Raw genomic sequence first — 12,648 nt, forward strand, 5'->3', positions numbered from 1 at the left:
CGCTTTTCTGGGCGGGTTCGCACCGCCTGTGAGCCCGCCGTGAATTCACTTCCCCTCGTCAGCCTCGTCATTCCAGCCTTCAATCCGCGTTTTTTCGAACGGGCATTGCAAAGTGCCGTGAGTCAGGGCTATGGCAATCTCGAAATCATTGTCTGCGATGACAGTCGTGGTCACGAGATCAAAACCATCGTCGACTCGGTGAGCGAAAGCAGCGGCGTGGCGGTGCGTTATGTACGCAATTCCCGGACGCTGGGGCTGGTGGGCAACCTGCACGTCTGTCTCGAACAGGCTCAGGGCGAGTTCATAAAATTCCTGTGCGATGACGACCAGTTGTTCAGCATCTGTGTCGAGCGTCAGGCGCAGGTACTCATCGATCAGCAGGATGTCAATCTGGTCCTGGCTCAGCGCCTGTTCTGGGACGCAGACGATCGGCCGCTGCCGTCACGCCTGCAAAACACGCCGCTGTCTCCGACCTGCGGGCTGTTCAAGGGTGAAGACCTGCTGGCGATCTTCGAGAACTTTCCGGTCAACATTCTGGGCGGTTTCAGCAATGCCCTGTTTCGCCGCGCCGATGTAGTGGAGTTGCTGCCGGCGTTGACCCAGCCGGGGCACTGCTTTGTCGCCAGTCTGGACTTCGCCCTGTATGTCTGTCTGCTGCGCCGGGGCAACATGGTGGTCTCGAACCATGTATTGAGTGTCGAGCGACTGTACCCTGAACGATTGAGCGGTCAGCAGGCCATGCGCGATGCGATCGAGGCCGAGCGTCAATGGCTGACGCAGATGCTCAAGGCGCGCAGCGGCGAGTCGGCGCCTGCACCGGGCTGGGTGCGCTACGTGCCGATGACCAAGGCAGACGAGTCGCCGCGTGTCTGGGAAGAGCTGCCGCTGAGCCGGACACTGGGTACCAAGCAGACGACCCAGGATTGGCACGTGGGCATCTCCAGCGTCAGTTTCGCCGAGCTGTACGCGCAGTGGCTCGAATGCCGCCGCCTGACCGAAGGCCAGCGTGAATTGCTGCCGGATACACTGGCCGCGTGGCCGCGTATACCGAAAATCGTTGCACTGATCATTGACGAGCAGGGCAGTCGCTCGGCGCTGGATCTTACGTTGCAATCGCTGGCCGCCCAGGAGTATTTGTCCGAGCTGACCATCGTATTGTCTGCGGCCTGTACCGAGGTGCAGTTGGACGAGCGCGTGGTGCGCATGCCGCTGCAGGATGACTGGCAGCAACAAATCAATGATCTGCTGCCGCAACTCGATGGCGCCGACTGGTTCTACCTGCTGCGTGCCGGCGATCGGTTGGTGGTGCCGGCGCTGCTGGTGATGGCCGAGCGCATTGCGTTGTCGCGTACCTTGACGTGTCTGTACAGCGATGAGGGTGGTCTGTCCCAGGGTGAATCGACCGAGCCGGTATTCAAGCCGGACTTCAACCTCGATCTGATGCGCAGCTACCCCTACGTCGGCAGGGCGCTGGCGTTCGAGCGTGAACGTTTCCTGGCCCTGGGTGGTTTCGATTCGTCGTTTGGCGAACTGGCACCCCACGATGTGCTTTGGCGCATGGTCGAGGATGGCGGCACACCAGTGGTCGGTCATATCGCCGAGGTGTTGCTGGAGTCGGCATTTGACCTGGCCAAGTGGCTGTCGGGACCGGAAATGGCAGACAGCAATGCGCAACTGGTCGGCGCACACCTGGATCGGCTGGGCATCGCTCATGACATCCGTCGAGGTGCGTCGAACCTGTTGAACCGGGTCGACTATCACCACGCCCGCCGGCCGCTGGTGTCGATCATCATCGTCAGCAAGGATCAGACGGCGGCGGTGCAGCGCTGCGTCGAGAGCCTGCTGGAGAAAACCGCATATGCCGAGTACGAACTGCTGCTGGTGGACAACGGCAGCGAGAGCGCCGAAGCCCGGGCCTGGTTCGATGGCATGGCGCAATTGGGCAGCGAGCGGATTCGCGTGCTGGACTGCCCGCAGCAGGACAACCTGGCGTCAGTGCGCAATCTCTCCGTGAGTGAGGCCCGTGGCGATTACGTCCTGCTGCTCAACCCGTACGCGGTGATCACCAACGGCGAATGGCTGGCGGAAATGCTCAATCATGCGCAAAGGCCGGAAGTCGGTGTAGTGGGCGCGAAACTATTCAACCCGGATGGCCGGATCGTGCATTCCGGGCTGATTCTGGGTCTGCAAGGGCCGGCCGGCGTACCGTTTTTCGGTGAATCGCTGCAGGCGACGGGTTACATGTATCGTCTGCTGGCGGCGCATGACCTGAGCGCCGTCGGCAGCGATTGCCTGCTGGTGCGCAAGTCGGTTTTCGAGGCCGTCGGTGGCCTCGACGAACAGGATCTGGCGCAGTCGCTGAACGAAGTGGACTTGTGCCTGCGTGTCGGTCAGCAGGGTTATCTGGTGGTCTGGACGCCTTATGCGCAGCTGGCATTGGGTGCGCAGCCGGCCGTTACGCCAAAAGAGGGTGAAGAGGCGCAGCTCGGCAAGGAGCAGGAAACGTTCTACAAGCGCTGGTTGCCCATCGTTGCGCGGGACCCGGCCTACAACAAGAATCTGTCGCTGAACGGCCTTGGCGGGTCGAGCTTCAGTCTCGATCCAGGCTTGCGTACTGGCTGGACTCCGTTCTCCCAGCCACAACTGCCGAAGATCCTTGCGCTGCCGGTCAACGCCTCCGCCATCGGCCACTACCGCGTGACGCAGCCTTTGATCGAGCTGGAAGCAGCAGGTCGCGCGCTGGGGCGCATTCACTACAACCTGCCGACCATCATTGAAGTCGAGCGTCAGTCGCCGGACGTGATCATTTTGCAGGGGCGCTATGCCGAAGCGCCGATCAACGAAATCCCGAGTCTGCAAAAGTACTCCAGTGCGCGGCGGATCTATGAGCTCGATGACTACGTCATCGATGTGCCGCACCGCAATGCGCACATCCGCAACATGCCGAACAAGGACGAAATGGAAAAACTCGTCCGCCGGGCAATTGCCATGTGTGACCGGGTCGTGGTGTCCACGGCGCCGCTGGGCAATGCGCTGTCGAGCATGCATAACGACATCCGGGTCGTTCCGAACATGCTGTCCCGACACATGTGGTGCGACTTGCGCAGCCAGCGCCGCACCTCGAAAAAACCACGGGTCGGCTGGGGTGGCGGCACCAGCCACCACGGCGACCTGGCCGTGATTGCCGACGTTGTTCGTGAACTGGCCAATGAAGTCGACTGGGTGTTCTTCGGCATGTGTCCGGATGATCTGCGTCCGTACATGCATGAATTCCACGGCGTGATCGGCCTGGACGTGTACCCGGCGAAACTGGCGAGCCTCAACCTCGACCTGGCCCTGGCACCGCTGGAGTTCCACATTTTCAACGACTGCAAGAGCAACCTGCGTCTGCTGGAGTACGGTGCCTGCGGATACCCGGTGATCTGCACCGACACCGAGGCCTATCGCGGTTACCTGCCATGCACCCGGATCAAGACCAACACCACGGATGAGTGGCTGCAAGCGATCCGCATGCACCTGGCCGATCCGGATGCGAGCTATCGCATGGGTGACGAATTGCGTGAAGTCGTGCTGCGCGATTACGTGCTGCGTGGGGATAACCTACGGTACTGGGAAAACGGCTGGCTGGCGGACTGATCGGTTCGTACAGGCTTTTTCTCAAAACAGGCGACTTTTACAGTCGCCTGTTTTGTTTTTTTCAGGCTGGTTCCTATCGTTCGGCGTCGTTTGAGATGACCGAAGTCATGGGTCCGAAGTTTATTTTCAGCAAGCTGGCGCTCAGCGCTCTTTGACGGTATCCGGTTCAACAACAACGCAAGGAAGAAGCAATGTCAGTAGTGAATGGAACGAGTGATGTGGATTACCTGGTGGGCACCGATGGCAATGACGAACTCTATGGAATGGGGTCGGATGATCAGCTGATCGGCAGCGCCGGATCGGACGTGCTGGACGGGGGTGAGGGTTTTGACACGGCGGACTATCGCGTGCTGTCTTCGGCCGTCAGTGTCGAAATCGACCAGGACTCACTGACTGTCACGGTGGCCGACGGCAAGCGCGATACCTTGCTCAATGTCGAGAAAGTCATCGGTACCTCTTTGAACGACACCTTCACCAGCAACAACTCCGGTGTGACGCTGGAGGGCAGCTGGGGGGACGATGTGTACATCGTCGGCAGTGAAGGCGTGACCATCATCGAAGAGAATTACGGCGGTTACGACGAGCTGCGCACCAGTCTCAACACCATCAAGATGGACTCCTTCATCGAGAAGCTGACCTTCACCGGTACGGGTGATTTCAAGGCCTACGGCAGTGACACTGACAACGAGATCATTGGCGGTGCCGGCAACGACTGGCTGTGGGGCGGCGACGGGGCGGATCACTTCGTCGGTGGTGATGGCTTCGATACCGTCAGCTACAGCGACAGTTCCGAAGGGGTGAGAATCGCGGACTGGAGCAACTATGACGGGTTGACCATTGCCTACGGAGACACCTTCACCGGTATCGAAGCCATTGAAGGTTCGAAGTTCGATGATCTGATCTATCGCTTCGAAGGGTCGATGATCATTGACGGTTCCGATGGCTACGACACGGTGAGCTATCACCATAACGCAGGGCCGGTCAGCATCGAGATCGGCAGTGGAATCAATGCAGTTGGCGACACCTTTCGCAATGTCGAAAAAATCATTGGCACCAGCAATGCTGATCAGTTCACCGCCAACATCGGTGGCGTGACCCTGGCCGGTGGCGACTGGAACGATGTGTACATCATCAACAGCACCGGTGTGACCATCGAAGAAGTCGAGGGCTTCATGGGCGGCACCGATCAGGTTTACACCACGCTGTCTGTGATGCACCTGGATCCGTTCGTTGAAAACCTGACGTATACCGGGACCGGCGACTTCACCGGCTACGGCAACGACACCTGGAACACGATCGTCGGCGGCAGTGGCAACGACGTGTTGTTCGGCGGTGACAAGGGCGATTCCTTTGACGGTGGCGACGGTATCGATGTGCTCAGTTACGGCGACAGCACGGTCGCCATGACGCTGAACTGGGCGACCCGGGAGTTTTCAGGGATCGCTGACGGCGATACGTACCAGAACATCGAGATCATCCGTGGCAGTGACTTCAACGACACCTTTTACGCCAGCGGCATGTCCTGGTTTTTCGGCCTCGATGGCGGGCAGGGGCAGGATCTGCTGAGTTTCAAATACGCCTTCATGCCGATGACGATCGACCTGAGCGGGGCCGCGTACAAACCCTGGAATCCGGTGCCTGAATACACCGGGATCGAACTGATCGAGGGCAGTCAGTATTCTGATAACTTCATGGGTTCGGCTGGCAATGACACCTTCATCGGTGGTGGTGGCGCAGATGCGGTCGATGGGCGCGATGGCATCGATAGCGTCTGGTACCTCACCAGTGCCTCGGCAGTAGAAATCAATCTGCAGACCGGTATCAACCTGGGTGGCGATGCCCTGGGCGACATGCTGACCAATATCGAAGGCGTGATGGGCAGTCATTTCGACGACACCTTGACCGGCAACGATGCGGACAACACGCTGGAAGGCGGGCGCGGCAGCGATCTGATCAATGGTGGTGACGGTAACGACGTCATCTATGGCGGCCTGGTATCCGATATCGGGCCGTTCAGCCTCGAAGGTGTGGCCGATAATGCGCAGGCCGATCAGTTATATGGCGGGTCGGGTGACGACGTGATTGTCAGTGCTGAAAACGATCTGGGTACCAACGCGTTCGGTGAGGACGGCAATGACGCCGTGACGGTAGTCAACGGCAGCGCCATCGGCGGTATCGGCAACGACGTATTGACCGGCAAGGGCAGCACCTACTCGTTGTTCGGTGGCGAGGGTGACGACCGGTTGATTCTCAATCTGGCCGGCCAGCAGGCATCCGGTGGTTTCGCCAATGGCGGTGAGGGTGATGATACCTACGTGGTGAACACCTCCGGTCTGGTGGTGATTCAGGACGGCGGCACCAGCCTGAACGACACCCTGATCCTGAACGCCATTGCCAACGCCAGCCAGTTGGGCGTTACCCGTATCGGTGACGACGCCTATCTGCACAGCGCCAATGACGGCAGCACCGGGGCACCGACCAATGGCGTGAAACTGGCGGGCTGGTATGCGGGCTTCAATAGCATCGAGCACATCCAGACCGCTGATGGTCAGGTTTACAATTTGCCGGCCGCTGTTGACGGGTTTGCCATGTTCGGTTGATCCGGTCGACGCACGGGAGTTGTTTGAAGGGAGGGATGAAGCCGGCAACGGCTTCATCCCTTTTTTCATGGGCAAATGTCCTGCCGACGCGCAGCCAGCGGAGCTGGCGCGTTTCCTGCAAGTCCCCCTCAAATCGCCATAAAACGAGCGCTCGCGGTCATTGCCCCTGCGCCCGTACCGGCAGAAAGGTTTAGCCAGAAGGCCGCAATGCGCAAAAAGCAGCGCGCAGCCCTGTGACGAACGAGAGGGGAGACCATGAAGGCAGTTATTTTGGCGGGTGGCCTGGGCACGCGCATCAGTGAAGAGTCGCACCTCAAGCCGAAACCGATGATCGAGATCGGTGGCAAGCCAATTCTCTGGCACATCATGAAACAGTATTCCGCCCACGGGATTCATGACTTCGTGATTTGCCTTGGCTACAAGGGCTACGCGATCAAAGACTTCTTCGCCAACTACTTCCTGCACACCTCCGACGTGACGTTCGACATGCGTGAAAATCGCATGGACGTTCACCAGAACTACAGCGAACCGTGGCGCGTGACGCTGATTGACACTGGCGAGGAAACCATGACCGGTGGCCGTCTGCGTCGCGCCGCACGCTATCTGGAAAACGAACAAGCCTTCTGCTTCACCTATGGCGACGGCGTCTCCGACCTGAATATCAGCTCGCTGGTGGATTTCCACCTGACTCACGGCAAGATGGCGACAGTCACCGCCGTACAACCGCCGGGTCGCTATGGCGCGCTGGATCGTGACGGCGACCGGGTTCTCGGTTTCACGGAAAAACCGCGCGGTGACGGTGGCTGGATCAACGGTGGTTTCTTTGTGCTCTCGCCCAAGGTTTTGCCGCTGATCGAAGGCGACGAAACCTCGTGGGAGTCCGGCCCGCTCGACGGTCTGGCCGAGCGCGGCGAGTTGATGGCGTACCAGCACGAAGGCTTCTGGCAGCCAATGGACACCCTGCGTGACAAAAACCACCTCGAAGCGTTGTGGCAGAGCGGGGAGGCCCCATGGAAGCAATGGGACTGAGTCCGGAATTCTGGCGCGGCAAGCGGGTTCTGGTCACCGGTCACACCGGTTTCAAGGGCAGCTGGCTGACCCTGTGGCTGCAAAGCCTCGGTGCGCAAGTCAGCGGTTTTTCCCTCGACCCGTCGACCGAGCCGAGCCTGTTCGAACTGGCGCGTGTGAGCGAAGGCATCAACGACCAGCGCGGCGACCTGCGTGACCTCGGCGCCTTGCTCGAGATCATCGCCGACACCGAGCCGGAAATCGTCCTGCACCTGGCGGCCCAGCCGCTGGTGCGCGAAGGTTATCGCGATCCGCTCGGCACTTATTCCAGCAACGTCATGGGCACCCTCAACCTGCTCGAAGCGATTCGTCAGGTTGGTTGCGTGCGGGCCTGCGTGCTGGTGACCACCGACAAGGTCTACGCCAACAAGGAATGGCTGTGGCCCTACCGCGAAGACGAAGCACTCGGTGGCCACGATCCTTACAGCAGCAGCAAGGCCTGCTGCGAGTTGCTGGCGCAGTCTTACGCGGCGTCGTTTTTCCCGGCCGACAAGTACGCCGAGCACGGTCTGGCCCTGGCCACCGCGCGCGCCGGCAATGTGTTGGGCGGCGGCGATTTCGCCCCTGAACGGCTGATTCCCGACGTGCTCAAGGCCTGGACGGCAGACGAGCCGGTGACCCTGCGTTACCCGCAAGCCGTGCGCCCGTGGCAGCACGCGCTGGAGCCGCTGGCCGGCTACCTGCAATTGGCCGCCGGGCTCTACGAACAAGGCCCGGAATACGCCGGAGCGTGGAACTTCGGCCCGGGTGAGGCGGACATGTGCAGCGTCGGCGAAGTGGTCGAACTGCTCTCCAACCGCTGGCCTCAGGCCCGTGGCCTGCGCCTCGAAAAGAGTGACCTGCACGAAGCCGGTCTGCTGCGCCTGGACAGCAGCCGCGCACGTCAGGTGCTGGGCTGGCAACCGCGCTGGTCGTTGCAGCAGTGCCTGACCCAGACGCTCGACTGGCACCTGGCGTGGCAGAACGGTGATGACATGCGCACCGTGACCCTCGGCCAACTGAACCTGTACCGGGGCGCGCTGTGAGCGAGTTTTCCTTGAAACCGTTGCCGCTGGCCGGTTTATTCAGCGTTCAGCACAAACGCTTCCAAGACCAGCGCGGGCACTTCGCCCGGCTGTTCTGCGAGGGCAGTCTGGAAGCGTTTGGTGCCGAGTTTCACATCCGCCAGATCAACCATTCCTGCACCCGCGAGAAGGGCAGCGTGCGCGGTCTGCATTACCAGAACGCCAATGCGCCGGAAGCCAAACTGATCACCTGCCTGCGCGGTGAAGTGTGGGACGTGGCGGTGGACCTGCGCCCGGATTCCGAAACCTTCCTGCACTGGCACGCCGAGCACCTGAAGGCCGGCGACGGTCGCAGCCTGCTGATTCCGGCCGGCTTCGCCCACGGTTTCCAGACCCTCACCGAAGACGCCGAACTGCTTTATCTGCACAGCGCCGATTACGCGCCGGAGCACGAGGGCGGCCTGTCGGTGAACGATCCACGGCTGGCGATTGCCTGGCCGTTGCCTGTCAATAATTTGTCAGCGCGTGATTCCAGCCATCCCGCGCTCGATCAACACTTTGCTGGAGTGCGTCTATGAACTGCCGTGGGTGCGCCGCACCGCTGAGCTTGCCGCTGATCGACCTCGGCACCTCGCCACCGTCCAACGCCTACGTGCATGCCGATCGGCTGGAGCAGGCCGAACAATGGGTGCCGCTGAAGGTCGCCGTGTGCGAGCAATGCTGGCTGGTCCAGACCGAGGATTACACCTCGGCCGACAGCCTGTTCGACGCCGAGTACGCCTACTTCAGTTCGTTCTCCAGTACCTGGCTGGCCCACGCCGAGCGCTATGTGGCCGAGATGGTCGAGCGCTTCGGCCTGACCGCCGACAGCCGCGTGGTGGAGGTCGCCGCCAACGACGGCTACCTGCTGCAATACGTGGCCGGTCGCGGCATCCAGTGCCTGGGCGTCGAGCCGACCCGCAGCACCGCGCAGGCAGCACGGGAAAAAGGCCTGGAGATTCGTGAACTGTTCTTCGGTCGCGACACCGCCGCACAGCTGAAAAGCGAAAGCTGGGCCGCTGACCTGATGGCCGCCAACAACGTGCTGGCCCATGTGCCGGACATCAATGACTTCCTCGGTGGTTTCGCTGCGCTGCTCAAACCGACCGGCGTCGCTACCTTCGAATTCCCGCAACTGCTGACGCTGATGGCCGGCGCGCAGTTCGACACGCTGTATCACGAACACTATTCCTACCTGTCGTTGACCGCCGTGCAGACCCTGTGCGAGCGCAACGGCCTGGAAGTGTTCGACGTCAGCCAGCTGACCACCCATGGCGGATCGCTGCGGGTGTTCGTCCAGCGCAAGGACGGCGAACGCCGCGCCGTGCAGCCAGCGGTGCAACAGCAGTTGCAGGCCGAGCTCGACGCCGGGGTGAAAACCACCGGGTACTACGCGACGCTGGCGCCGGCCGCCGAAAACATCAAGCACCAGTTGCTGCGTTTTCTGTTGCAGGCCAAGGCCGAGGGCAAGCGCGTGGTCGGCTATGGCGCGGCAGCCAAAGGAAATACCTTGCTCAACTTCGCCGGCGTGAGGACGGATCTGCTGGCCTGGGTCGCCGATGCCAACCCGCACAAACAGGGCAAGTTCCTGCCGGGCAGCCGCATTCCGATTGTCGCGCCCGAACGCATCGAGCTGGAAAAGCCCGACTACATCCTGGTGCTGCCGTGGAACCTGTTGAGTGAAGTCACGCAGCAACTGGCCTCGGCCAAAACGTGGGGCGCACGCTTTGTCGTCGCCGTTCCGGAGTTGAGCATTCGATGAGCAGAATTCATTACACCAAACCCAGCGTCGGCGAACTCGAAGCCCGCTACACCCTTGACGCCGTGCAGAACGGCTGGGGCGCACGTTGCTACGAATACCTGACCCGCTTCGAGCACGGTTTTGCCGAGCACTTGGGCGCGACCTACGCCATCGCCACCTCCAGTTGCACCGGAGCCCTACACATGGGCATGGCGGCGCTGGGCATCGGCGAAGGCGATGAAGTGATCCTTGGCAACACCAACTGGATCGCCTCGGCGGCGCCCATCACTTATCTGGGCGCCACGCCGGTGTTCGTCGATGTGCTGGCCGACAGCTGGTGCCTCGACCCGCAGCAGGTCAGAAACGCGATCGGCCCGCGCACCAAAGCCATCCTGGCGGTGCATCTGTACGGCAATCTGTGCGACATGGATGCCTTGCTGGCCATCGGCAAGGAATTCGGCATTCCCGTGATCGAGGATGCAGCCGAAGCCATCGGTTCGCAGTGGCGCGGCAGGGCGGCGGGCTCGCTCGGTGCTTTCGGGGCTTTTTCGTTCCATGGCACCAAGACCATGACGACTGGCGAGGGCGGGATGTTCGTCACCTCGGACAAGGCCTTGTACGAGCGCGTGCTGACCCTGTCCAACCACGGTCGGGTGGCCGGCTGCACCAAGCAGTTCTGGCCCGAGTTCGTCGGTTTCAAATACAAGATGAGCAACCTGCAGGCGGCCGTCGGTTGCGCACAGGTCGAGCGGATCGAAGAGTTGATCGCGCGCAAGCGGGCGATCTTTGCCAACTATGCGCAGGCGCTGGAAGGCGTGCCGGGTGTGTCGCTCAATCCCGAGCCGGCTCACGGGCGCAACGGTTACTGGATGCCGACCGTGGTGTTCGATGCCGACACCGGTATCCATCGCGACCAGTTGATCGCAGCGTTCCAGGCCGCCGACATCGATGCCCGGGTGTTCTTCTGGCCGCTGTCGACGCTGCCGATGTTCAGCGGGCACAACGTTGACACGCCGGTGTCATTCGCCCTGCCGGAGCGCGCCTTCAACCTGCCGAGCTATCACGACATGACCGACGCCGATCAGCAGCGCGTCGTGCAAGTGGTGCTGGACTTGCTGGCAAGCAGGCCCGCGCCGTGAAGATGTATCTGCTGGGGGCCGCCAACCCGGAAGCGGTACGCATGCTGCACGCGGTCAAACGCAGTACGCCGAATGTCGAATTCGCGTTTCTGGACAACGATCCGCGCAAGCACCACACGATGTTTTACGGGGTGCCGGTGGTGGGTGGTTCGGAGCGGGTCGCCGAGCTCAATGGGCCGGACGTGCGCTTCGTCAATCTGATCACCGGCAGTACCCGGTTACGCTACGAAACCACGTGTCAGTTGGTAGATGCAGGGGCGAAGCTTGGTCAGTTCATTCATCCCGGCATCGATCTGAGCATGATCCGCATGGGGCAGGGCAGTTATCTGCAGGAAGGCGTGTTGATGCAGGCCGAGGTCGAACTCGGCGACAACACCAGCATCAGCGCCGGCAGCGTCGTGGGACATGAGGGGCGAATCGGTCACTCGGTGTTCATGGCGCCGGGCGTGTGCATCGCCGGCTGTGTGGAAATCGGCGACGGCACGTTTATCGGTACCAACGCCACGATCCTGCCGCGCCTGCGCATCGGTCGCTGGGTGACCATCGGCGCCGGTGCCGTGGTGACAAAAGACGTTCCGGATTTTTCGGTCGTGGTGGGCAATCCCGCCAGGATCATCAAGACCAACACCGTGCCATACCCTGACGCCAGGGTGTTCAGGTAAGCCGTTTTCCCGAATTTTTGGAGAGTCGCAATGAATCCACATGAGCAGTTTCGCGAAGAAGTAAAAGCCAACATCGAAGGCCTGCAACAGGACAAGGCACTGCAAACCGAATCGCTGGGCTGGGTCGGCACCACCGCAAAACACAAGTACACCTACAACTTCAGCTGGATGGGCCGGCCGATCATTCAGTTCCCGCAGGACATGGTCGCCATGCAGGAAATCATCTGGAACCTGCGTCCGGACGTGATCGTTGAAACCGGGATCGCCCACGGCGGTTCGCTGGTGTTCTACGCCTCGATCCTCGAACTGATCGGTCACGGCGAAGTGCTGGGCGTCGACATCGACATCCGCCAGCACAACCGCGAAGCCATTGAAGCGCACCCGATGTTCAAGCGGATCAGCATGATCCAGGGTTCGAGCATCGATACCGCCATCGTCGACCAGGTACGTGATCGCGTGCAGGGCAAGAAAGTGCTGGTGGTGCTGGACTCCAACCATACCCACGAACACGTCCTCGAAGAGCTGCGCCTGTACGCACCACTGGTGTCGGTGGGCAGCTATTGCGTGGTGATGGACACCGTGGTCGAAGACATGCCCGAAGACGCCTTCCCGGATCGTCCGTGGGGCAAGGGTGACAATCCGAAAACCGCTGTGTGGGCCTACCTGGAAGAGAACAGCGATTTCGAAATCGATCAGGCCATTCACAGCAAGTTGCTGATCACTGTCGCGCCGGATGGCTATCTGCGTCGCGTTCGTTAA

The 12,648-nt window shown here is 61.0% G+C and carries 9 protein-coding genes; all 9 read left to right on the plus strand.

The features are described 5' to 3' along the window. Positions 1-39: 39 nt before the first annotated feature. Complete coding sequence (locus PDR5_RS07670) at positions 40-3,636, plus strand: glycosyltransferase (RefSeq protein ID WP_064594296.1); 3,597 nt, start codon at positions 40-42, stop codon at positions 3,634-3,636. A 191-nt stretch (positions 3,637-3,827) separates the two neighbouring features. Then, entirely contained in the window at positions 3,828-6,236 is a 2,409-nt protein-coding gene (locus PDR5_RS29815) for a hypothetical protein (RefSeq protein ID WP_064594301.1), read from the plus strand. A gap of 255 nt (positions 6,237-6,491) precedes the next feature. After that, the gene (gene rfbF, locus PDR5_RS07680; protein ID WP_064594303.1) at positions 6,492-7,265 is read left to right on the plus strand and encodes a glucose-1-phosphate cytidylyltransferase; all 774 of its coding nucleotides are present in this window, start codon (positions 6,492-6,494) and stop codon (positions 7,263-7,265) included. Next, a complete protein-coding gene (rfbG, locus tag PDR5_RS07685; protein WP_064594305.1) occupies positions 7,247-8,329 on the plus strand; it encodes a CDP-glucose 4,6-dehydratase in 1,083 nt (360 codons plus the stop codon). Before rfbF ends, rfbG begins: the two co-directional genes overlap by 19 nt. Continuing rightward, a complete protein-coding gene (gene rfbC / locus PDR5_RS07690; protein ID WP_064594307.1) occupies positions 8,326-8,886 on the plus strand; it encodes a dTDP-4-dehydrorhamnose 3,5-epimerase in 561 nt (186 codons plus the stop codon). Before rfbG ends, rfbC begins: the two co-directional genes overlap by 4 nt. Continuing rightward, on the plus strand, positions 8,883-10,109 hold the full coding sequence (locus PDR5_RS07695) for a class I SAM-dependent methyltransferase (protein WP_064594309.1): 1,227 nt from the start codon (positions 8,883-8,885) through the stop codon (positions 10,107-10,109). The genes rfbC and PDR5_RS07695 overlap by 4 nt, the downstream gene beginning before the upstream one ends. Further along, positions 10,106-11,227: a DegT/DnrJ/EryC1/StrS family aminotransferase gene (locus tag PDR5_RS07700; RefSeq protein ID WP_064594311.1), complete on the plus strand. Its 1,122-nt coding sequence runs from the start codon at positions 10,106-10,108 to the stop codon at positions 11,225-11,227. Before PDR5_RS07695 ends, PDR5_RS07700 begins: the two co-directional genes overlap by 4 nt. Next, entirely contained in the window at positions 11,224-11,889 is a 666-nt protein-coding gene (locus PDR5_RS07705) for an acetyltransferase (protein ID WP_064594314.1), read from the plus strand. The genes PDR5_RS07700 and PDR5_RS07705 overlap by 4 nt, the downstream gene beginning before the upstream one ends. Before the next feature lie 30 nt (positions 11,890-11,919). Beyond that, positions 11,920-12,648, plus strand: a complete 729-nt coding sequence (locus PDR5_RS07710) for a cephalosporin hydroxylase family protein (protein WP_064594315.1) — start codon at positions 11,920-11,922, stop codon at positions 12,646-12,648.

This window comes from Pseudomonas sp. DR 5-09 (assembly GCF_001655595.1).
Taxonomy (GTDB): Bacteria; Pseudomonadota; Gammaproteobacteria; order Pseudomonadales; family Pseudomonadaceae; genus Aquipseudomonas; species Aquipseudomonas pharyngis.